Here is a 21,583-nt window from a genome sequence, read left to right on the forward strand (position 1 = left end):
CTGCCCTTCGGCCCCGAGCCGGGGTTCTGGCGCCGGCTGGGCGGACGCCTGTCCCGCCTGCCGCGCCTGCTGCTGCGCGGGCCGATCCTGTTCTATCGCTACACGCTGTCGGCCTTCATGGGCCGGCAGTGCCGCTATCTGCCAACCTGCTCGGCCTATGCGGACGAGGCCATCCAGCGCCACGGCGCCTGGGCGGGGGGCTGGATGGGGCTGGCCCGCGTCTGCCGCTGCCATCCATGGGGCGGCCACGGCTTCGACCCGGTGCCGCAATGCCTGCCGGCGGAAGGGCGCTGGAGCCGGCCATGGCGCTACGGGCAGTGGCGTCAACGATCCGATTGATGACGTTCGGGGCCGCCCGGAGCGTAGCAGGCATCCGAGCGGGTCTGGAGCGCCTCCCATACGGCGGCGATGGCTGCGTCGTTGCTGCAATCGCTGTCTCCGCTGGCTTCGAGCTGCTGGCGCAGGTTCACCTGCACCGGTTTCGACAGCCACCAGCTCATGGATACCTTTCTCAGCTCCGGCTGCTCCGAGGGGCGGGCGGGCGCTCCCGCCGTCACATCGTCGGGTCGGCTGGGATCGCGGGTGATGGCGCAGGCGCCGTTGGATGTGTGCGTCGGCGTGTTGGGCTGCACCCCATGGGTGCGCACCTGCGGCCACACCTGGACCAGCGCCACATGGGTGTCGCAGAGCGGCATGGGTGGGGTGACTTCGTCCGGTAAAAGCCGCCCGAGTGCGCCGGGCAGGGTGTCGGAATAACGGGCACTGGCCCATGTCTGGAGGTCGGAGACAGCCAGCCGTCCCCGCCCGCTGCGCACCTTGCCGATGGCGTCGAGCGGGGCGGTGACGTCGCTGAAGAAGGGGGCGTCGGCGATATCGGCGGTCAGCGCGCCATCTATGCCCGCGTCGATGCTGAGCGCCGTGCCCTCCGGATCATTGGAGATGACAAGGAAGAACGGCGCGAGGCCGGGTTTGAGCACCACCATGGCTTCGGCCAGCTCCTGCGCGCTGAGGGCGCCGAAATTCTCGAAATAGCCGCCGTCCACCACCCGGTCGATCACGTTGAGGGAGGGATCACGGATGGTGCCCGGCGGGGACAGGACGGGAAAGCGCGCCGAATTGCTGGCGGCGGTCGAGAGGCGGATGTCGCGGGCGGGCGTGGCATCGGGCGCGATGAGGGCCTGATAGTCGAGGCTCTGGCGGAAGATGTGCTGCCGTTCCCGTTCCGGGCAGTTGGGCAGCCACGGTGACGGGCAATAGGTCGGCAGCAGGTCGGAGGTGATGATCCGCTGGCCCGTGCCCACCGATGTGCCGTTCAGCACCAGCAGCGGCACCCAGCGGCCGTCTGCGCGCATGGAGGACTGGAACAGGCGGTGCGAGAGGCCCCGGTCCCCATCCTCACGGCGGGCCTTGCTGTCGGTGAGGGTCGCGAAATGGATTTCCCACGCCTGCTCCAGCAAGGCGGCCCGGTCCTTGTCCAACGCGCGGCCGAAGGGCATGGCCTTGAACCAGTCGTGAAAGGCGAGGCCGAAGAAGACCGGGGTGAGATAATCGCCTGCGGTGAGCGCTTCGAGGCAGTCCTGCGCGGTGCGGATGGCCCGGCCGTACCAGAATAGGTGCGTCGGCATGGTGCAGGGTGAGGACAGGTTCCTGGGCCGGTCGGCGAGGGCGGCGGCCACCACGGTCGCGCCGAGCGCGCCGCCCGAGACACCGGAGATGGCGAAGATGCGGTTGGCGACGATCTCGCTGTCGAGCCGCATGCGGGGAATGCGCCGGCCGGCGTCCTGCACGTCCCATCCTTCCATGCCGTCATTGGCGTTGAGGAAATGGCCGACGGTGCTGGCGGTGAAGAAACCGGCGCGGCTGGCGCCGCCGGCGGCGGCGACGATGATGGGGCGCGGGCAGGTGGCGCCGTTGCCCAAACAGTCATTGGCCTTCATCCACCGCGCCAGAGCCGTTTCCAGATCGAGACGGCCTTCGGTCGCCGGGGGCGGGCCGGGGGAGGGAACCGCGGCCGGTTGCGCGATGCGCACCTCATGGTCCTGCCAGCGGGGCGCCACGCTGGCGACGATCCATGTGGTCAGCGGCGCGGTGAGGATGAAGATGAGGATCAGCGGTGCGTGTATCAGCCGCCCGTAATGGCCGATGACCGACAGCAGTGGCACCCAGCCGCCCAGCAGCAGGGGCACGGCGAGGGCCAGCGGCAGCCAGCCGGCCAGACGCTGGGGATCGGCCAGCAGGATGACGACCACAATGCCGCTGTGGAGCAGCAGCACGAGGCGGCCGATGGTCCGCAGCTCCCCGGCCTCGGTGTCCTTGTCGATCAGCCGCATGAAGCGCAGGAACGGGCCGAACCTTTCACCCAGTGCGATATCGAGATCGTGCAGCAGCCCGCTGTCGGCTTCCTGCCGGCGCCAGAGGGTATAGATCAGGAACGCCACGCCGCCGCCGAGCAGGATCAAGGCGACGATGCGCAGATCATCGGCGAGCGGGGCATAGTCCGACTGGGCGAGGCGGGGCAGATCCTTGATGGCGAGAACCGCCCCCAGCGCCGGCGGCAGGAAGGTGGCCGCGCCGAGCAGGCGGGGCGTCCAGGTCTGCAGGCCGAGCGCCCACCAGCCGGCCATGCCGCCGGAGGACGATATCGGGCCGTAGATGGCCAGATAGCGCCGGTCGGTTTCCAGCAGCAGGCGCGCGGCATAGTGGGTGGGCATGGCCCAGAAGACGAAGGTGGACGCCGCAAGGCCGAGCGCCCTGTAGACATAGTCCGGCAGGACCCCCTCCTGCTCCACCATGGCGATGTGGATGAGCGTGTCCTGCGCCTGCGGGGCGAGCCCGAACAGCAGGAAGCCGGCGACGAGGCTGAGGACCGGCGCGCGCAACACCCAGGCCACCGTGAAGAGGGCCAGCACCTGTTGCCAAAGCCAGGGAATCCATTGCGCCAGAAAGCGCCAGAGCGCATGCGCCCGATAACGCCACCACGCACGCCACCCGTGAACGGAATGCGCTGCGTCCGACATGCTCAGCTCCCCACCAAGCTTATCGTCTTCAGGATACGTCTTTCCGCGGGTACCCTCAATGCGTGTATTTGTTGTATCCACGCGCGCATCGCGGCCAGCCCCGCGCCATGCCCGGTCTTTACCTCGTCACCTCACGGCTCTACATGAGGCCCCTTCAACAAGAGCCTACCTGCGGGGTGCGCAGGAGTGGGCAGGAGAAGAAGCATGCCGATTTTGACGTTTCCCGACGGCGCCCAGCGCGAATATCCCGAGGGATCCCGTGGCGCGGATGTCGCCGCCGCCATTTCCAAGTCGCTCCTCAAGAAGGCTGTCGCGATCACCCTCGACGGGACGCTGACGGACCTCTCCGAGCCGATCACCCAGGATGCCCGCATCGAGATCGTCACCCGCGATGATCCGCGCGCGCTCGAACTCATCCGCCACGATGCCGCCCATGTGCTGGCCGAGGCGGTGCAGGAGCTGTTCCCCGGCACGCAGGTGACGATCGGTCCCGTGATCGAGAACGGCTTCTATTACGATTTCGCCCGCAACGAGCCCTTCACCACCGACGATCTGCCGAAGATCGAGGCGAAGATGAAGGAGATCATCGCGCGGGATAAGCCCTTCACCCGCGAGGTGTGGTCGCGCGACGACGCCAAGCGCGTGTTCCGCGACAAGGGCGAGGCTTTCAAGGTCGAACTCGTGGACGCGATCCCCGAGGACCAGACCGTCAAGATCTACAAGCAGGGCGACTGGTTCGACCTCTGCCGTGGCCCGCACATGCCCTCCACGGGCAAGATCGGCACCGCCTTCAAGCTGATGAAGGTGGCCGGCGCCTATTGGCGCGGCGACAGCAACAATCCCATGCTGACCCGCATCTATGGCACGGCGTGGAAGGACCAGTCGGAACTCGACGCCTATCTGCACCGGCTGGAAGAGGCCGAGAAGCGCGACCATCGCCGCCTCGGCCGCGAGATGGACCTCTTCCACTTCCAGGAGGAAGGTCCGGGCGTGGTGTTCTGGCACCCGAAGGGCTGGAGCCTGTTCCAGGGCCTCGTGTCCTACATGCGCCGCCGCCTCAAGGCCGATTATGACGAGGTCAACGCCCCGCAGGTGCTCGACAAGAGCCTGTGGGAGACCTCCGGCCACTGGGGCTGGTACAAGGAGAACATGTTCAAGGTGCAGTCGGCGGGCGAGGAGACCGGCGACGAGCGCGTCTTCGCGCTGAAGCCCATGAACTGCCCCGGCCATGTGCAGATCTTCAAGCACGGCCTGAAGTCCTACCGCGACCTGCCGCTGCGCCTCGCCGAGTTCGGCGCGGTGCATCGCTACGAGCCCTCCGGCGCGCTGCATGGCCTGATGCGCGTGCGCGGCTTCACCCAGGACGACGCCCACGTCTTCTGCACCGAGGAGCAGATGGCGGCCGAGTGTCTGAAGATCAACGATCTGATCCTCTCCACCTATGCCGACTTCGGCTTCGCGGAGATCACGGTGAAGCTCTCCACGCGCCCCGAGAAGCGCGTGGGCTCGGACGAGGTGTGGGATCACGCCGAGGATGTCATGTCCCGCGTGCTCAAGCAGATCGAGGCGGAGTCCGGCGGGCGCATCAAGACCGGCATCCTGCCGGGCGAGGGCGCCTTCTACGGGCCGAAGTTCGAATACACGCTCTCGGACGCCATCGGTCGTGAATGGCAGTGCGGCACCACGCAGGTGGACTTCAACCTGCCGGAGCGCTTCGGCGCCTTCTACGTGGATGCCGACGGCCAGAAGAAGACGCCGGTGATGATCCACCGCGCCATCTGCGGCTCCATGGAGCGCTTCACGGGCATATTGATCGAGCACTTCGCGGGGCACTTCCCGCTGTGGCTCGCGCCCGTGCAGCTTGCGGTCTGCACCATCACCCAGGAAGCGGACGAGTATGCCGCCGAGGTGGTGGCCGCTGCCCGCGCGCTGGACCTGAAGGTGGATCTCGACACGCGCAACGAGAAGATCTCCTACAAGGTCCGCGAGCACTCGCTGGCCAAGATCCCGGTGCAGTTCGCGCTGGGCAAGAAGGAAGCCGCCGAGCGCACCGTCTCCATCCGCCGTCTCGGCAGCCAGGAGCAGAAGGTGCTTCCGCTTGAGGAAGCGCTGAAGCTGCTGGCCGAGGAAGCCGTGCCGCCGGACCAGAAGCGCCGCGCGGGCCTGCTGGCTGCGGCCGAGTAGGCCGGTTTCCGCCCCCGATCCTGACGCCCCGGCGCAACCTGCGCCGGGGCGTTTTTCGTTGTGCTACCGCAAGTTATGCTGGCCATGAGTTATGCCATGGCGAAATGTGACCGCATCACCTCGTGCACCGTACCGGCAAGCTTCGATTGTCTAGCTTGCGTTCGGTGCCTGCGGGCGAGAGGGTCAATGGCGATGATGAGCAAGTGGACGATAAGTGCAGCGGTGGGGGGACTGCTGATGATGTGCGGTGGCGCGATGGCGCAAGCCCTGCCTGCCGGATCGAGCGTGCCCGACCGTGCCTTCTTCGTCGGCGCCGGCGGCAGTCTCAACAGCTCCACCTATCCGAACCAGGACGTGTTCGGGCAGGGGCTCAGCAACATCTACAACAGCGCCGGGCTCTATGCGCAGGGCGAGGCGGGTGGCTCCACCTCGCCGTATCTGCCGGCCCAGACCGACATCTCGCCCATGCTGCAGTTCGGTTATTTCCAGCGCTTCGCCGGCAGCAACTGGCTGTGGGGCGCGAAGTTCTCCTACAATTACCTCGGCGCCTCCTCCACGCAGGACAACTTCCTCATCCCGCAGGCCGGCCGATATGTGGGCGGCGTCACCGGCGATCTGCTCGGCAATGTGTATGCGCATCAGTCGGTGCTGAAGGTGGACAACCAGATCGATCTGGTGCCCTTCCTCGGCTATGCCTTCGACAAGGGCTATGTCTATGGCGGCGCCGGCCCCTCGCTGGCGCGCATGAAGTCCGAGCTGAACGGGCTCATCGGCTTCGCCGACCTGTTCGGCCAGACCTCGGACATTACCGGCGCGCCGGACAGCTTCTCCAGCACCAACTGGGTCTGGGGCGCCACGCTGCTGGCGGGCGCGACCTATTTCATCACGCCGGACTGGTTCATCGACCTGAACTATTCCTACACGATGTACGGCACGAAGGAGAACCACTTCGCCGCGCCGTTCAGCACCGTGCATAACGGCCTGACCTTCAATGGCGTTGCGTTCGGTTACTATTCCGGAACGTCGGACGTGCAGACGCTCTCGCTGACGCTCAACAGGGCCTTCTGAGGAAACGGGCGGGGCCGTGCGCGGCCCCGCCGATCAGGTCCGCCAAGATCACGCCCTTTAGGATCACGCCCGCCAGGCGGCGAGCAGCCGATCACCGAACAGCATCATGACCACGCCGCCGAGGGTCAGCACGGCGCCCGCCACCTTCAGGAGGCTGATCCGGCGCTCCATCAGTCCCAGCAGGCCGAAATGGTCGATGGTGAGCGAGGTGAGGATCTGGCCGGCGATCACCAGTGCCAGCAGGCTGGCCAGCCCGATGCGCGGCACCAGATACACCGCCCCGAACATGTAGGCGACGCCGAGCAGGCCGCCGGAGAATTTCCACAAGGGCTGGTTCGGCACGATGGCGAGCGCGGCCGGCAGGTTGCCGCCGATCAGGGCCAGCACCAGCAGCAGCACCATGCCGACGAAGAACGAGGTCAGCGAGGCCAGCACCACATCGTTGCCGAAGGCGACGGCGAGCTGGTTGTTGACCGGCGCCTGAAAGGCGATGCAGCCGCCGATGATCAGCGCGCTGAGATACTGCAGGAGGTTCATGGGGACTCCAGGGCCATGCCGGCAGGTTTCCGCGCGCGTCGGTGCGGCTCGCGCGACAGGCTCCCTCTCCCGCTTGCGGGGGAAGGAGGGGGAGGGGGAAGGGCGCGCCGAATGGATCTCGGAACGACCTCAGGCGTGTGCATAGAGCATGTCCGGCTTTGATTGCTCCGCAATCCAAGTCGAAAAACATTCTCTATCAATAAGTTGGAGTGTTTCAGTGTTTCCATGAAACAATGAAACGCTCTGGGACGTCATCCCGCCGGGCGGAAGTCGTATGAGCCCCGCAACCGGATCAGCGGGGCGCGGAAGCCTTGCTGGCGGCACCCGCCGCATTGCCCCGGTTGGCGATCACTTCCACCTCGCGGTCCTTGCCCGCCTCCACCTTGAAGTCGCGGCTGACCACGCGGCCATCGTTGCGGGCGATGGCCATGTAGTCCCCCTCCGTCAGGATGAAGGTGGGGAAGGCGCCGATGGATTCCTTGATGGTGTCGCCGCCGGGCGTGATCACCTGCCACTGGGTGTCCGCCTGCGCCTCGCCGCCGGCCTCCTTGACCAGTTTCAGGGTGATCTGCGCCGCGCGGTGGTGGACGGTGGCATCGGTCAGCTTGCCGGCCTGCACGGTCACGTCGGCGCGCACCACGGCATTGGCGTCGCCATAGGTGGACACCACGTGATAGGTGCCCTCGGGCAGCAGGATCACCTCATTGGCCAGCGCGCCCCGGTAGTAAGGCTGGGTGGAGGTGCGGCCCTGCAGGAAGGAGCCTTCGAAGATGTCGAAGGACACCTTCTGGTTGGTGATGGCCTTGTTCTCCACGTCCGCCTGCAGGCGCAGGCCACCGGCCGGCATGACGAAGGCTTCGCGCCGCGAGGTCGCGCCGAGCACGATGCGCTGGGCCTGCGAGGCGTAGCCATAGGTGACGTGGACGATGTAGCCGCCGGGATTGAGGAAGAAGACGGGCGCCGCTTCCGTGCTCTCCGCCACCAGCGGGAAGGCGCCCGACGCCTCGGGCGTGTCGGCGAAGACGCGCCAGTTGAGGGCGCGCGGAATGGGGGCGCCATCGGTGCCGAATCTGGCGAACACGCCGAGCGTCACCTTGCCGGCGGGGGCCTGCGGCAGGACCGCGTGGGGCTCGCGCGGGGCACCCGGTGCCGCCGGGGCCGCGCCGGGGCGACCCTGCTGCTGGGTCGGCGCGATGGGCATGGGCACGGAGAAGCCGCTGGACGGGGGCGCGGTCGCGCCCGCGAAGGGCAAAGCGGAACTCTGCGCGCGCACGTCATCCGCCGTCGCCGGCAGCAGGACCAGGGCGAGCAGGATCTGGGCGAGCAGTGGAAGCAGGGTGAATCGCTTCCACGCGATCGTGAAAGCACGGTCAGGGCGGCGCATGGCGCTGAGGTGCCCTGAAATCCCGGCCGTTTCAAGTCCGCCGTGCGCCGCGTCCGGCTTTGGCCGGTCGCGCGGGCTGTGATAGATGACGCCGACGCCGCCCCTCACCGGGGCGGTCCCATCCCGAGGCGCCCGTCCGGGGGCCTTATCCGGCGCCGTGTCCGGCCATCCCGATCTGGCCCGTTCCGCGCGGCTCCGGCGCATCCAAGGGGTTTGCCCATGCCCGACGCTCTCGATCTTTTGCAGACCCGCCGCTCGTCGCGGGTCGTGGATCTGGTCCTGCCCGGTCCGTCGCCGGAGCAGCTCGACATCATGCTCACCATCGCCTCCCGCGTGCCGGACCACGGCAAGCTGGCGCCCTGGCGCTTCATCGTGTTCGAGGGCGAGGGCCGGGTGCGGGCGGGAATGGCGCTGGCGGACGTCTATGCCGAACTCAATCCCGACGCCTCGGAGAAGCGGCTGAACGAGGAGCGCGGCCGCTTCGCCCGCGTGCCGCTGGTGGTGGCGGTGGTGTCCAGCGCCGCGCCGCACGTGAAGATCCCGGAGTGGGAACAGCTGCTGTCCTCGGCGGCGGCGGCGGAAAACCTCCTGCTCGCCGCCATGGCGCTGGGCTATGGCGCCACCTGGATCACCGAATGGCCGACCTACGAGCCCAAGGCGCGGGCCGCGCTCGGGCTCGCCGAGCACGAGCGGATCACGGGCTTCCTCTATATCGGCACCGCCACGCAGGCGCTGGAGGATCGCCCCCGTCCCGCGCTGGCGGACATCGTCACCCGCTTCTGACGTCCGTTCCGGATCAGGACGCCTTGCCGGCCGCCATGTCCAGATGGGCGGGCGTGCCGGCGCAGGGCATGGAGCGCTCCACCGGAATGTATATCAGCAGGTTCGGCTTGAAGCGCTCCACCGCCGAGAAGTCGAACTTGCAGCTGCGGTGGTGCATCCAGCCGAAGGCGCTGGTGCCATGGGCCAGAAGGCCCGGCCAGAAGTGCTGGGTGAAGCTGTCGCCTACCACCAGCACGCGCGGCCCCGCGTGGCCGGTCTCATAGGCATAGGGCTCGAACGGATCGTTGGGCGGAGACGCGGGCATGACGCCGGTGATCGGCTTCAGCGTGTCCGGCTTGATCATGGCCGGCTTCCACTCATAGTCGGTGTCGCCGGTGGGGTTTGTCTCGCCGAGGAAGCGCGAGAGATCGCCCGTGGCCATCCTGAACACCGGGCCGAGGGCGTCCGCCTCCGGCACTTCCAACTGCGGATAGCCGGCCGCCGCCATCACCGCGTTGAAGCCGATCAGCGCGCCGCGGCGGTTCCAGTGGGTATCGGTGCGGAAATAGACCGCGCCCCCGGACTTGGCGGCGGTCAGCGCCGGGCGCATGTCCACGAAGGGGACGCCGGCCTTCGGCATCGCCTCGGCGATGAAGTCATATTCGGTCGGGCGCCGCCGTTCGCGCTCGGTCCAGTCCGGCAGGTCTTCCCCATAGATGGTCTGGCTGTTGGGCGGGATGGCCACCACCAGCTTGCCGCCCCATTTCGCCACTTCCTCCCGCATACGGGCGGTGACGCTCACCATCTGCTCCAGCTGCGGCTTGCGGAGCACCCGGCCCAGCGTCTGGTCCAGCGTTTGCTCGGCCGTATAGAACATGCGCTCGTGGCGGCCGATCAGCACCGGCCGGTCGCGGGAGACCTGGAACGCCCGGCCATAGGCCGCATGGCCGGTCATCAGCGTGCCGCGCAGGCCGTAATTGTCGTTGATGAAGGGGTCGAGCTTCTCCGCTGCGCGCACCCACCAGCCGTTCGGCACCACATTGTTCATGCGCGCGGGGGCCGGCAGATCGGGCGTGAACAGGCCGATGGTGGGCAGCAGCAGGAGGCCCACGAACACCACGCACCACCAGCGGCGGAAGGAGAGCAGCAGTGCCATGGCTCAGAACCGGAAATAGAGGAAGGGACTGTAGGCGGCCGCGCCCACCGTCATCACGCACAGCAGGAACAGCAGCAGCACCACCACGCTGTCGCTGAAGCCGTAGAGCATGTAGCGCACCCGCTGGGAGAGGGGGCCCTGCTTCATGATCGGCAGGCCGAACATGGCCAGCGGCCAGCCCAGCACCATCATGGCGATGGTCAGCGGCTGCAAGGCGGTCATCATGGCCGCCACCGGCGTGCCGAAGCCGTTGAGGCCGAACAGACCGGCGAACATGGCGCCCGCGTGGTGCACGTCGAGCGCCCGGAACCACACCCAGCCGGTCAGCACCACGAACAGCGTATAGGCATGGGCCACCACCAGCGGCGCGCGCTTCAGCCAGCGGCCGAAGGGCGTGCGCTCCAGCACCAGGAAGGCGCCGTGGTGGGCGCCCCAGATGATGAAGTTCCAGCTCGCCCCGTGCCACAGGCCGCACAGGATGAAGACCGTCCAGAGGTTGATGGCGGTGTGGACGTGGCCGTTCCGGTTGCCGCCCAGCGGGATGTAGACATAGTCGCGGAACCAGCTCGACAGGCTCATGTGCCAGCGGCGCCAGAAATCCGAGATGGAGCGCGCGCCATAGGGCGTGCGGAAGTTGCGCGGGAACTTCAGCCCCATGGCCAGCGCGAGGCCGATGGCCATGTTGGAATAGCCGCCGAAGTCGAAATAGATCTGCAGCGCATAGGCCAGCACGCCCAGCCACGCCTCCGCGAACACCGGCGTGCCCACCTGATCGAAGGCCACATTGGCGAGCGGGGCCACCTCGTCGGCGATCAGCACCTTCCACGAGAGGCCGATGACGAAGATGCGCAGGCCCGCCGAGACGCGCCCGAACGTGGTGCGGCGGTCGCGGATGCGGTTGGCGATGGTGGAGTAGCGGACGATGGGCCCGGCCACCAGCTGCGGGAACATGATGATGTAGACGATGATCTCGTCGAGCCGCGTGTTGGCCTTAACGCGGCGTCGGTACACGTCCACGAGGTAGGAGATGGCGTGGAAGGTGAAGAAGGAGATGCCGAGCGGCAGCGGCAGATGCACCACCGGCAGGGCAAGGCCCGTGGGCTCCAGCAGGATGTTGAAGTTCTCGGCCAGGAAGCCGGAATATTTGAACACCACCAGCCCGGCGATATTGATCGCGATGGCCAGCCCTAGCATGCGCAGCCGCGTCGGCTCCGGCCGGGCGTCGATCACCTGCGCCATGGCGTAGTTGAAGGCGATGGAGACGGCGAGCACCACCACATTGGGCAGGCCGCCCCAGCCGTAGAACACCAGCGAGAAGACGAGAAGAACGATGTTCTTCGCGCGCGTTCCCGGCACCGCGAAATAGCAGATCAGGAATGCGGGCAGGAAATAGAAGAGGAATGTGACGGAGGAGAAGATCATTCTGTATCGTTGGGCTTGGCGTGCCGGGCACTCAATAGATGAACTGTTCGCGCAGGATGCGCTCGTCCAGTCCGTGATCCGGATCGAATAGCATGTCCATGGAGGACGACTGGTCGAGCCGGGCGGTCACTTCTACGATATCGCGCACCTCCTGATGGTCCGCCACCGCGCTCACCGGCCGCTTGTCCGCCTCCAGAACGGTGATCTGGATGGTGGCGCGATCCGGGATCAGCGCCCCGCGCCAGCGGCGCGGGCGGAAGGGCGAGATGGGGGTGAGCGCCAGCAGCGCCGTGCCCAGAGGCAGGATGGGGCCGTGGGCGGAGAGGTTGTAGGCGGTGGAGCCGGCGGGGGTGGCCACCAGCACGCCGTCGCAGATCAGCTCTTCGAGGCGGACCTTGCCGTCGATGGAGATGCGCAGCTTCGCCGCCTGATAGGTCTGGCGCAGCAGCGACACCTCGTTGATGGCCAGCGCCGTACGGCGTTCACCGGCGGCGTCCACCGTCTCCATCAGCAAGGGATGGATGACCACATGGGAGGCCTGCGCGAGGCGCTCGTGCAGGTCGGCCTCGCGGAAGGTGTTCATGAGGAAGCCCACCGAGCCGCGATGCATGCCGTAGATGGGCAGGCTGCGGTCGCGGAAGCGGTGCAGGCTCTGGAGCATCAGGCCGTCGCCGCCCAGCGCCACGATCACGTCCGCATCCTCCACGTCCACGGCGCCATAGCGCTGGATCAGGCGCGCGCGGGCGGCTTCCGCCTCGCTGGTCTGACTGGCGACAAAGGCGATGCGTTCGAAACGTCTTGGGCTTTCATTCATGCGGACGGCGGCCCCCGGAGATGGCCTCACGGCCCTGCTCCATCAAAGTTCCAGAGACGGGAGCAGGGCCCGGATGAAACCGTCCGGGCCCTGCTCCCGTCTCCCGCGGCCCCTCGCACCTGAGGCAGAGGCACTTTAGATTGTCTTTCGTCTATCGGGCGGGGGGCGGGTTGTCGAGGCGCGCCCGGTCGCGGCCCGTGCTTCGCGCCGCCTTGTGGCGCCGGGGGCACGCGGCCTCCCGCCGCGATGCGGACCTCGAAGCCGAGTGGAACAGGAAGAGACCCATGGTGATGCGCGTCGTCTATGCCACCTATCCCAGCCTCGCCCAGGCCGAGGCGGCGGGGCGGCGCATCGTCGGGGCAAGGCTGGCGGCCTGCGCCAATATCCTGCCGTCGATGGTTTCCATCTACCAATGGGAAGGCGCCATGGAGCGGGCGGAAGAGGTGGTTCTGCTGCTGAAGACCACGCCTGAGCTGGCGTCCGGAGTGGTGGAGGCGGTGCGCGCGGACCATCCCTATGAGGTGCCGGCCGTGTTCATCCTGCCGGTGGAGGGCGGGAACCCCGCCTTCCTCGACTGGATCGCGGCGGAGACGGTGGCCCACTCCGCCTGACCCCTCAGGCCTGCACCCAGGGCACCGGCACGTAGCGGAAGCCGTCGCCGTCCTTCTCCAGATGCGCGGCACCGGGGAAAGGGAAGTGGAAGCCGGCCACCAGCATCCGCTCGGCGGCCACCATGCCCAGCATCTTGCGGCGGTTCTGCTCGGCTAGCTGCGGGTCCATGTCGAACATGGCGTGCCAGCCGGGATTGCGCACGAACAGGAAGGGCGTGTTGGTCAGGTCCGACTGGATGAACAGCTTCTGGCCGTCCGATTCCAGCAGGAAGGACGTGTGCCCCGGTGTATGGCCGGGCGTGCCGATGGCGGTGAGGCCCGGCACGATCTCCTTGTCCCACCCGTAACGCGCGGGCTCCCTGCCGAGCGCCCCGAACACCCTGCGGACATTGGCGAAGGCCGCCTTGAGCGGATCGGCGGCGCGGCTCGCCGCGCCTTCATCCATCCAGAAGGCCCATTCGGGCTCGGGTACCAGCACGTGCGCATTGGGGAAGGCGGCCGAGCCGTCCGCCGCCAGCAGGCCGTTGATGTGGTCGCCGTGGAAATGGGAGATCACCACCGTGTCGATGGTGGCCGCCGCGATGCCGACGCTCTCCAGCGTATGGTGCAGGCGGCCGAAGCTGGCGTGTTCTGCCTGCGGCCCATAGCCGGTGTCGATGAGCACGCGCTTGCCGGCGATCTCCAGCAGCAGCGGATTGAAATAGAGGGTCAGCGTGTCATCGGGCAGGAAGGCCTCGCGCAGCGCGGCTTTGACCGCCTCATGCGGCTGGTTGACGACGAAGCCGGCGGGCAGGGGGAAGCTGCGCGCACCATCCGGCACTGCCGTCACTGGGACAGAGCTGACGGTGTAGCGATAGGCGGCGGGAGGAAGCGGACGCAGCGGGGGCATAGGGGTGTCCCATGGGCGGGAAGGGGCGGGGGCATGCGCGGCGGAATACCCCAGGGTTAGGGATTCCAATGGTTTGCGCACCAGTTGGTGCCGTTTAACCGAGACGGTGGCGGATGCGTGTCACAGCCGCGTGAGGGATATGAAAAAGGCCGCCGGCGAAACGCGGGCGGCCTTTCATTTGATTGATGCGGTTCAGCGCACCGGTGGGGCGTACTGGATGCCGCCGAGGCTCCACAACTGGTTCACCCCGCGCGGGATGGCGAGCTTGGAGCCGGTGCCCACGTTGCGCTCGAACACCTCGCCATAATTGCCCACCGCCTTGATGATGCGCACGGCGAAATCATCCGTGAGTCCGAGGGCCGCGCCATAGCCGCCCTCGCGGCCCACGAGACGCTTCACGTCCGGCTTGTCGGACTTCAGGGCCTCGTCCAGCGAGAGCGAGGACACGCCCAGCTCCTCGCCATTGAGCATGGCGTAATGGGTCCACTTCACCACGTTGAACCATTCGTCATCACCCTGCTTCACCACCGGGCCGAGAGGCTCCTTGGTGATGACGTCGGGCAGCACGATGTGATCCACCGGCTTGGCGAAGCCGGTGCGCAGCGCATAGAGCTGCGATACGTCCGTGGTCATGGCGTTGCAGGCGCCGCTCTCATAGGCCTTCACCAGTTCCTGCACGCCGGGCTGTGTGACCAGCTCGATCTTCATGTTGTTGGCGGCGAAATAATCGCGGGCATAGCTGGCGGCCGTGGTGCCGGCCTGCACGCACACCTTCGCGCCGTCCAGCTCCAGCGCCGAGCTGATGTTGCGCGAGGCCGGCACCAGGAAGCCCTGGCCGTCATAATAAGTGACCGGCCCGAACAGCAGCTTGAGCTTGGCTTCGCGCTCCAGCGTCCATGTGGAGTTGCGCGAGAGCAGGTCCACCTTGCCGCCCTGCAGCGCGCTGAAGCGCTCCTCGGCATTGAGCGGCACATAGTTGACCTTCGCCGGATCGTTCAGCACGGCGGTGGCCACCGCCTTGCAGAAATCCACGTCGAAGCCGGTCCACTTGCCGTCCACCTGCGCGGAGAAGCCGGCGATGCCGGTGCTGACGCCGCAATTGAGCGTGCCGCGATCCTTGACCGCCTTCAGCGTCTGCGCGGCGGCGCCGTGCGCGGTGAGCGCCATGGCGGCGCCGGCGGCCAGCGCGGCAAGCGCCATGGTGCGGACAGTCTTCACGGAAAGGCTTCGCGTCATGGGAAATGCCCCGGAACGGAGGAAGGACGGGCCGCTCACAGCGTGACGGCCTGGCGGATGATGACCTTGGTGCCCACGGGCACGCGGCCGTAGAGGTCGATGATGTCGCTGTTCACCAGCCGGAAGCAGCCGGAGGACACCGCATAGCCGATGGTGTCGGGCTGGTTGGTGCCGTGGATGCGGTAGACCGTGCCGCCCAGATAGAGCGCGCGGGCGCCCATGGGATTGCCGGGACCGCCGGCCATGAAGCGCGGCAGATAGGGCTGGCGCTGGATCATCTCGGCGGGCGGGGTCCAGTCCGGCCACTCCGCCTTGCGGCTGATCTTCTCCAGACCCTGCCACTGGAAGCCGTCGCGGCCGACACCGATGCCATAGCGCATGGCGCGGTTGTTGCCCTCCACGAGGTAGAGATAGCGGTCGGAGGTGGAGATGATGATGGTGCCGGGGGCTTCCGTGGTGCGGAAATAGACCGGCTGGCGGCGATAGGCCGGGTCCATCTGTGCGGTATCGTCCTCAGGCGGGACGAGGCCCGGCTGGTCGCCGATATCCATGGTGGCGCCGGGCGCGCCGCGCGGCACGGAGACATTGCCCACCGCGCCGGGTGGCAGGGGGGTGGCGTTGGGGGCGGATCTCGGTCCGAAGGCCTGCGCGTACGCGCCGCCGCACAGAAGCGCCAGCCCCATGTGGCAGGCCATGGCCAGACCGATGGTCTTGAGTGCCGAAGTCATGAACACATCTCCCTCTCCGCGCGACCGGTTCGAAGAAGAAGACTGGCGCAGGAACGTTAACACCGCGCGACGAGGGGCAACCCCGGTGCGGCGACCGTCCGCTCCACCTGATCGCTTCCACCGCGATCGCTTCCCCCACGTCCGGCGCGCCATCCGGTTCAATCCGTGCGCCCCACAACCGGGATAACTGAGCCGTGGGGCGAGGAAAAGCAAAAAGACTGGCCCCGTCCGGCCTTACGTCTTTCGGACAGCTGCCCTTGCGACTGCCCTGATGGCAGGCTGGGAAGCGGAACGTATTCTTGAGCGGGACGTTGGATAGAGAACGGCCACGCTTGCCGTTTCCGCCGGAGAAGGACGCCGATGGTCACTGCCGCTCAGGCCGTTTCGCCGCCCATGCCCCGCTCACGCTTTCTCGAAGGGCAGGTGGCCATCATCACCGGCTCGGATTCCGGCATCGGCCGCGCCATGGCGGAGATGTTCGCGGCCCATGGCGCCGACGTGGCCATCACCTTCCGCACCGATGCGGCGGGGGCCGGCGAGGCTGTGCAGGCGGTGGAGGCGGCCGGCCGGCATGCCATCCGGCAGAAGGTGGATGTGCGCGAGGAGGCCGACGTCGCGGCGCTGTTCGAGGCGGTGACGCGCACGCTCGGCGTGCCCACCATCCTGGTCAACAATGCCGGGCGCAACGCGCCGGTGGCCAGCGTCGCCGACACCACCACGGCGGATTTCGACGACACCATCCGCACCAATCTCTATGGCGCCTTCTTCTGCTGCCGCGAGTTCGTGCGCGCCCGCAAGCGCGCCGGGGGCGGGGGCAAGATTGTGAATGTCACCTCCGTGCATGAGGCCATTCCCAGCCCGGACAATGCCGCCTATGGCGCGGCCAAGGGCGGACTGCTGACCTTCACCCGCTCGCTGGCGCTGGAGGTTGCGCCGCTGCGCATCAATGTGAACGCGCTGGCGCCGGGCCACATCCGCACCCCCATGACCGCGGGACGGACGCGCGATCCGAAAATCTATGCGCAGGAAATGAAGAACATCCCCTGGCACCGCCCCGGCGAGCCCGCCGAGGTGGCGCGCCTCGCCCTCTATCTGGTCTCGCCCGAGGCCGATTACGTCACCGGCCAGAGCTTCACCATAGACGGCGGGCTGAAGATGAACTGGGGGCAGGGGGCCTGAGAGCCCGCCTCAGGCGGCGGGCGTGCGGTCGCCCGTGCCGAGATCTCGCTGCATGAGCACGGTGTCCAGCCAGCGGCCGAACTTCAGGCCGGTGGAGGCCAGGATGCCGATGTCGCGGAAGCCGCAGGCGCGGTGGAGCGCGATGGAGCCGGCATTGGCGCTGTCGCCGATCACCGCGATCATCTGCCGGTAGCCGCGCTGCTCGCATTCGGCGATGAGCGCGGTCATCAGCGCCTTGCCCACGCCCCGCTTGTGCGCGGCGGGGGCGACATAGACCGAATTCTCCACCGTGAAGCGATAGGCGATGCGCGGGCGGAAGGCGGCCACATAGGCATAGCCCAGCAGCGTGCCGTCCTCGTCCACCGCCACGAAATAGGGGTAGCCGCCCGCCACCAGCGCGTCGTAGCGCCGGGTCATCTCGCCGGTGCCGGGCGGGTCCAGCTCGAAGGAGGCGGTGCCGGTGCGCACGGCGTCGTCGTAGATTTCGGCGATGGCGGGAATGTCGGCGAGGGTGGTGGGGCGGATCAGCATGGGCCGGCCTGTCGAGGAACTGTCTGGCCCCTTCTTACGGGGCGCGCCCCGGTTTTTGAAGACTGACGCGACGTCGCTCCGGCTGGTCACGCACCACAAACGAAAAAGGCCCCGGCGGATGCCGGGGCCTCTCTCGTTCAGGGTGATGCGCCTGATCAGTTGCTGTTGCGGTTGCCGAACAGCTGCAGGAGCATCACGAAGAGGTTGATGAAGTCGAGATAGAGCGTCAGGGCGCCCATGATCGCCTTCCTGCCGGCGACCACTTCGCCGTCACCCTCGAAATACATCTCCTTGATGCGCTGGGTGTCGTAGGCGGTGAGGCCCGCGAACACGACCACGCCCACCACGGACACGATCCACTGGAGCATCGACGAGCCGATGAACATGTTCACCAGCGAGGCAATGAGAATGCCGATGAGGCCCATGAACAGGAAGGTGCCCATGGCCGAGAGGTCACGCTTGGTGGTGTAGCCCCACAGGCTCAGCGCACCGAAGGTGGCGGCCGTCATGAAGAACACCCGCATGATGCTCTCGCCGGTGTAGGCCATGAAGATGGTCGAGAGCGACACACCCACCAGACCCGCATAGACCCAGAAAAGGCCCTGCGCCGCCGACACGCTCATGCGGTCCACGCGGAAGCTCAGGAACAGGACTGCGGCCAGAGGCGCGAACATGACCACATACTGGAGCGGGCTGGCGAACAGCGTCGCTCCAAACTGGGTGAGCATGGCTCCATTGCGAAGCGTCGCCACCGCCTGGGCGGGATCCTTCGTTACGGAGAGCATGAAAATGCCAATGGCGGCCGCGCCAGTGATGGCGAGCCCCAGGGTCATGTAGTTGTACACGCGCAGCATGTACGAACGGAGGCCCTGGTCGATCGCGGCCTCCGAGCGCGTCACCGAGCCGTAACGCGCGGCGACGTTGCGATCATAATCGGACATCGTCGGTTCCTTTCCTCATTCCATCGACGCGCAGAGGCACGCCCCGCACCTAGTCGATGCATCCGCCAATATGGGGGGTTCAAAAAATGCGGACAAGAGAGTCGCAGATGAAATTTCCGCAAGGTCACGCATGGTTATGGTGCGTCCAGGCTGCTTAACTCGCCTGGGTTGCGTCATGTGTTCCGCTCGCCTCGCCGCGTGGAGGCGTGGATGTCACCGCCCCGGTGCCGGATGAGCGGCGGCATGCCGGTGGCAGAAAAATCATCAAGACTGTTGTGTGGGCGGATTATATCACAATACATTCGGATATTATTCCGGAATTCTGGTTTCTGTATTTGTTCTTTAATGATTTGAAGCCATATTTTTGAATGGATGACGTCATATGTCGTGGCGTTGCGCGCCGGGGCGGTGTCTTCCGGACATCTTTTGGGCGGTGTTGCTGTGCGTGGCGGCGCTCGGCCCGCAGCGGGATGCCCGTGCCGGTGCCTGGACCTTGCCGCCGGGCCAGTCGGAATTCTGGGCCACCACCTCCATTGCCGCCGCCGGCAGCGCCTTCGGGCCGGGATATGAGCTGAGGGATGGCGCCAGCTACCGCAAGGTGGAGCAGAACGTGCTGTTCGAGCACGGGGCCATGGACGGCCTGACCCTGCTGCTCGGGACCCAGTTTCTGGCGGTGACGATCACCGGCCCGCAGCGCACCCAGTATGCCGGGCCGGGCTATACCGACGTGGGCGGGCGCGTGCGCCTCATGCAGGGGGAGGGATGGGTCGTCGCCGCACAGGTGGTGGCCCGCGCGCCCGGCGTCGGGGATGCGCGCAGCCGCGCGGCGGTGGGCTATCGGGACTGGGAGGCGGACCTGCGCCTGATGGTGGGCGCCGACTTCCCCTTGGGTGGCTGGCCGGCCTTCCTCGACGTGGCGCTGGCGCAGCGCCAGCGCTTCGGCGATCCGCCCGACGAACTGCGCCTCGATGCGACGCTGGGGCTCGGCGTGATGCCCGGACTGCTGCTGCTGCTCCAGTCCTTCAACGTCATGTCGGAGGGGGCGGGCGAGGGGGCCGACTTCGCCGTCTCCTACGAATATTACAAGGCGCAGGCGGCGGTGCTGCTGGAGGTGAACGGCCAGCTCTCGTTGAGCATGGCCGCTTTCGCCACCGTTCTGGCCCGCAATTTCCCGCAGGAGAACGGGCTGGTGCTGGCGGCGCGCTATCGGTTCTAGAGCATGTCCGGCTTTGATTGCTTCGCAATCCAAGCCGCAGGACATTCTCTATCAAAGAGTTGGAGTGTTTCTGTGTTTCCATGAAACACTGAAACGCTCTAGAGCCGGCTTCAGCCCCGCGGCGAGGCATGCCCGTTGGCGGCCGGGCCATGCAGGTCCGGCAGCAGGTCTTCCTCGGCCGACAGGTCGCGGGTGATCTTGGCGAAGCCGGTGATGCGGCCCTCCGTGTCGCGGATGGCGTCGATGACCACATCCGCACGCAACAGGGAGCCATCCTTGCGCACCCGCCAGGCCCGCGCCGCGAAACGGCCGTCGCGGGCGGCGATGGCAAGCGCCTTGGCCGGCTCGCCCGCCGCCTGATCGGCCGGCGTGTAGAAGAGCGCGAAATTCCGCCCCAGCACCTCGGAGGCCGCATAGCCCTTGATGCGGGTGGCGCCCGCATTCCAGGTCAGGATCTCGCCGCTCGGGCTCAGCATATAGACCGCATAGTCGGTGATGCCGTCCACCAGCAGGCGGAAGCGCTCCTCGCTCTGCTTGAGGGCCTCGCGGGCGGCGTGCTGCTCGCTGAAATCGCGGGTGATCTTGGCAAAGCCCATCAGCATGCCTTCCGGCGCGCGGATGGGGTGAATGGTGACATGGGCCCAGAAGCGGCGGCCATCCTTGCGCACCCGCCAGCCCTCGGCGGTGAAGCGCCCGTCGCGCTCGGCGATGGCGAGCGCCTTCTGCGGCAGGCCGGCGTTCCGGTCCTCCAGCGTGTAGTAGCGGGAAAAGTTCTCGCCGACGATCTCGCGGGCCTCATAACCCTTCAGCCGCCGGGCACCGGGATTCCAGCTCACCACCATGCCATCCGTGTTGAGCATGTAGATGGCGCAATCGGTGATGGCGTCGATGAGGATGCGCGAATGGCCGTCCTCGCTCAGCGAGGCGCGATAGCGGTCTTCCGGTTCCATGGCGACCCGTCTTCTGAGGGGGATTCCACGGACAACGATGGTCTCCCCATTTTACGCAGTGCGCAAGGGTGTGACGTATACGATATGCAACTGCGCGCAACCGTCGCGGGCAACCATGACGCCCGGCGGCTGGCGGAACCGCGCAGAAGGTGCCGCGCTCAGCGCGCGATGCCACCACGCAGAAGGGCCCGCGCTCAGCGCGCGATGTCACCACGCAACAGGTGCCGCGCTCAGCGCGCGGCCTGCGCCTGCGTGATCAGCCTTTCCACGTCCGGCAGGATCCCGGCGACGATGATATCCACCCCCGCAGGCACGGGATGGATGCCGTCCTTCTGGTTGAGCGCCCGGTTGCCGGCCACCCCTTCGAGGAAGAACGGATAGAGCGGCACGCCATGCTTGGCCGCCAGCTCCGGATAGATGGCGTCGAATGCCTTCTGATAGTCCGCGCCGAAATTGGGCGCGGCGCGCATGCCGGCGAACAGGATCGCCACCTTGCGGGCCTTCAGCTTGGTGAGGATCTCATCCAGCGTGCGGCGGGTGAGGGCGGGATCGACGCCGCGCAGCATGTCGTTGGCGCCCAGTTCCACGATCACCGCATCCGCATCCTTGGGGATGGACCAGTCGAGGCGGGCAAGGCCGGCGCTGGAGGTGTCCCCCGAGACGCCGGCATTGGTGACGCTGACGTCGTAGCCCTTCGCTTTCAGCGCGGCTTCCAGCTTGGCCGGGAAGGCCTCGTTGCGGGCAAGGCCATAGCCGGCGGACAGGCTGTCGCCGAAGGCCACGATGCGCAGCGTGCGGGCGGCGGCAGGAGATGACATGATCGTGACTGCCAGAAGAAGCGCGAAGAGCCTTCCCGCACGGGCCACCCAGGCTCCATATGTCCGTTGGGGCATGTTCGGCGCGGCCGTGCGGACCGCGCCTTTCGCTTGCCGTCCCCCGCGATCGCGGGCAGGGGGGT

The 21,583-nt window shown here is 67.1% G+C and carries 20 protein-coding genes and 1 pseudogene; 8 read left to right on the forward strand and 13 right to left on the reverse strand.

Going from position 1 to position 21,583, the window contains the following annotated elements; translation table 11 throughout:
• The first annotated feature begins 117 nt into the window (after positions 1 to 117).
• Positions 118 to 339, forward strand: a complete 222-nt coding sequence (yidD, locus tag IEW24_RS28905; protein WP_244644669.1) for a membrane protein insertion efficiency factor YidD — start codon at positions 118 to 120, stop codon at positions 337 to 339.
• On the opposite strand, the gene IEW24_RS25435 is transcribed toward yidD, so the two are convergent.
• Positions 324 to 3,017 carry a hypothetical protein gene (locus tag IEW24_RS25435; protein WP_188583714.1) on the reverse strand — a complete coding sequence of 898 codons (2,694 nt, stop codon included), beginning with the start codon at positions 3,015 to 3,017 and terminating at the stop codon, positions 324 to 326. The two genes, yidD and IEW24_RS25435, sit on opposite strands and share 16 nt — an antisense overlap.
• Before the next feature lie 204 nt (positions 3,018 to 3,221).
• Between IEW24_RS25435 and thrS the strand changes: the two genes are divergently transcribed.
• Positions 3,222 to 5,201 carry a threonine--tRNA ligase gene (gene thrS, locus IEW24_RS25440; RefSeq protein ID WP_188583715.1) on the forward strand — a complete coding sequence of 660 codons (1,980 nt, stop codon included), beginning with the start codon at positions 3,222 to 3,224 and terminating at the stop codon, positions 5,199 to 5,201.
• Between the two features lie 186 nt (positions 5,202 to 5,387).
• Positions 5,388 to 6,269, forward strand: a complete 882-nt coding sequence (locus IEW24_RS25445; protein ID WP_188583716.1) for an outer membrane protein — start codon at positions 5,388 to 5,390, stop codon at positions 6,267 to 6,269.
• Positions 6,270 to 6,332: 63 nt separating this feature from the next.
• Here IEW24_RS25445 and IEW24_RS25450 read toward each other — a convergent pair whose 3' ends face one another.
• Together IEW24_RS25450 and IEW24_RS25455 are read right to left on the reverse strand one after the other, a co-directional pair.
• Positions 6,333 to 6,806 carry a DMT family transporter gene (locus tag IEW24_RS25450; protein ID WP_188583717.1) on the reverse strand — a complete coding sequence of 158 codons (474 nt, stop codon included), beginning with the start codon at positions 6,804 to 6,806 and terminating at the stop codon, positions 6,333 to 6,335.
• Between the two features lie 292 nt (positions 6,807 to 7,098).
• On the reverse strand, positions 7,099 to 8,190 hold the full coding sequence (locus IEW24_RS25455; RefSeq protein ID WP_188583718.1) for an RgsD C-terminal domain-containing protein: 1,092 nt from the start codon (positions 8,188 to 8,190) through the stop codon (positions 7,099 to 7,101).
• A 219-nt stretch (positions 8,191 to 8,409) separates the two neighbouring features.
• Here IEW24_RS25455 and IEW24_RS25460 point away from each other — a divergent pair, with 219 nt between their 5' ends.
• On the forward strand, positions 8,410 to 8,973 hold the full coding sequence (locus IEW24_RS25460; RefSeq protein ID WP_188583719.1) for a nitroreductase family protein: 564 nt from the start codon (positions 8,410 to 8,412) through the stop codon (positions 8,971 to 8,973).
• A 13-nt stretch (positions 8,974 to 8,986) separates the two neighbouring features.
• Here IEW24_RS25460 and IEW24_RS25465 read toward each other — a convergent pair whose 3' ends face one another.
• The 3 genes from IEW24_RS25465 to IEW24_RS25475 are packed head-to-tail and all read right to left on the reverse strand — an operon-like array spanning position 8,987 to position 12,344.
• Positions 8,987 to 10,108 (reverse strand): alginate O-acetyltransferase AlgX-related protein, encoded by a 1,122-nt coding sequence (locus tag IEW24_RS25465; RefSeq protein WP_188583720.1) that lies wholly within the window; start codon positions 10,106 to 10,108, stop codon positions 8,987 to 8,989.
• A gap of 3 nt (positions 10,109 to 10,111) precedes the next feature.
• Positions 10,112 to 11,530 (reverse strand): MBOAT family O-acyltransferase, encoded by a 1,419-nt coding sequence (locus IEW24_RS25470; RefSeq protein ID WP_188583721.1) that lies wholly within the window; start codon positions 11,528 to 11,530, stop codon positions 10,112 to 10,114.
• 31 nt (positions 11,531 to 11,561) lie between these two features.
• Positions 11,562 to 12,344: an NAD kinase gene (locus IEW24_RS25475; protein ID WP_188583722.1), complete on the reverse strand. Its 783-nt coding sequence runs from the start codon at positions 12,342 to 12,344 to the stop codon at positions 11,562 to 11,564.
• Between the two features lie 284 nt (positions 12,345 to 12,628).
• On the opposite strand from IEW24_RS25475, the gene cutA reads away from it, so the two are divergent.
• Positions 12,629 to 12,955, forward strand: a complete 327-nt coding sequence (gene cutA, locus IEW24_RS25480; RefSeq protein ID WP_188583723.1) for a divalent-cation tolerance protein CutA — start codon at positions 12,629 to 12,631, stop codon at positions 12,953 to 12,955.
• Between the two features lie 4 nt (positions 12,956 to 12,959).
• Here the strand turns inward: cutA and IEW24_RS25485 are convergent, their stop codons facing one another.
• The 3 genes from IEW24_RS25485 to IEW24_RS25495 all read right to left on the reverse strand — a co-directional run bounded on the left by IEW24_RS25485 (position 12,960) and on the right by IEW24_RS25495 (position 15,808).
• A complete protein-coding gene (locus IEW24_RS25485) occupies positions 12,960 to 13,844 on the reverse strand; it encodes an MBL fold metallo-hydrolase (RefSeq protein ID WP_188583724.1) in 885 nt (294 codons plus the stop codon).
• A 192-nt stretch (positions 13,845 to 14,036) separates the two neighbouring features.
• Positions 14,037 to 15,044 carry an amino acid ABC transporter substrate-binding protein gene (locus IEW24_RS25490; protein WP_188583782.1) on the reverse strand — a complete coding sequence of 336 codons (1,008 nt, stop codon included), beginning with the start codon at positions 15,042 to 15,044 and terminating at the stop codon, positions 14,037 to 14,039.
• A 71-nt stretch (positions 15,045 to 15,115) separates the two neighbouring features.
• Complete coding sequence (locus IEW24_RS25495; RefSeq protein WP_244644663.1) at positions 15,116 to 15,808, reverse strand: L,D-transpeptidase; 693 nt, start codon at positions 15,806 to 15,808, stop codon at positions 15,116 to 15,118.
• A gap of 360 nt (positions 15,809 to 16,168) precedes the next feature.
• Here IEW24_RS25495 and IEW24_RS25500 point away from each other — a divergent pair, with 360 nt between their 5' ends.
• Positions 16,169 to 16,987 carry an SDR family NAD(P)-dependent oxidoreductase gene (locus IEW24_RS25500; RefSeq protein WP_244644664.1) on the forward strand — a complete coding sequence of 273 codons (819 nt, stop codon included), beginning with the start codon at positions 16,169 to 16,171 and terminating at the stop codon, positions 16,985 to 16,987.
• A gap of 9 nt (positions 16,988 to 16,996) precedes the next feature.
• Here IEW24_RS25500 and IEW24_RS25505 read toward each other — a convergent pair whose 3' ends face one another.
• Both IEW24_RS25505 and IEW24_RS25510 read right to left on the reverse strand, forming a co-directional pair.
• Positions 16,997 to 17,518, reverse strand: a complete 522-nt coding sequence (locus IEW24_RS25505; RefSeq protein WP_188583725.1) for a GNAT family N-acetyltransferase — start codon at positions 17,516 to 17,518, stop codon at positions 16,997 to 16,999.
• A 155-nt stretch (positions 17,519 to 17,673) separates the two neighbouring features.
• Positions 17,674 to 18,459 carry a Bax inhibitor-1/YccA family protein gene (locus IEW24_RS25510; protein WP_188583726.1) on the reverse strand — a complete coding sequence of 262 codons (786 nt, stop codon included), beginning with the start codon at positions 18,457 to 18,459 and terminating at the stop codon, positions 17,674 to 17,676.
• 206 nt (positions 18,460 to 18,665) lie between these two features.
• Between IEW24_RS25510 and IEW24_RS25515 the strand changes: the two genes are divergently transcribed.
• Positions 18,666 to 18,827: a hypothetical protein gene (locus IEW24_RS25515; protein WP_188583727.1), complete on the forward strand. Its 162-nt coding sequence runs from the start codon at positions 18,666 to 18,668 to the stop codon at positions 18,825 to 18,827.
• Positions 18,828 to 18,892: 65 nt separating this feature from the next.
• Positions 18,893 to 19,675: a hypothetical protein gene (locus IEW24_RS25520; RefSeq protein ID WP_188583728.1), complete on the forward strand. Its 783-nt coding sequence runs from the start codon at positions 18,893 to 18,895 to the stop codon at positions 19,673 to 19,675.
• Between the two features lie 179 nt (positions 19,676 to 19,854).
• Here IEW24_RS25520 and IEW24_RS25525 read toward each other — a convergent pair.
• Positions 19,855 to 20,625: pseudogene (locus IEW24_RS25525) on the reverse strand (PAS domain-containing protein); the annotation flags it as partial.
• A 230-nt stretch (positions 20,626 to 20,855) separates the two neighbouring features.
• Positions 20,856 to 21,443, reverse strand: coding sequence for an arylesterase (locus IEW24_RS25530; protein ID WP_244644665.1), 588 nt, complete (start codon positions 21,441 to 21,443; stop codon positions 20,856 to 20,858).
• Positions 21,444 to 21,583: the final 140 nt, after the last annotated feature.

The organism is Azorhizobium oxalatiphilum (genome assembly GCF_014635325.1).
GTDB lineage: Bacteria > Pseudomonadota > Alphaproteobacteria > Rhizobiales > Xanthobacteraceae > Azorhizobium > Azorhizobium oxalatiphilum.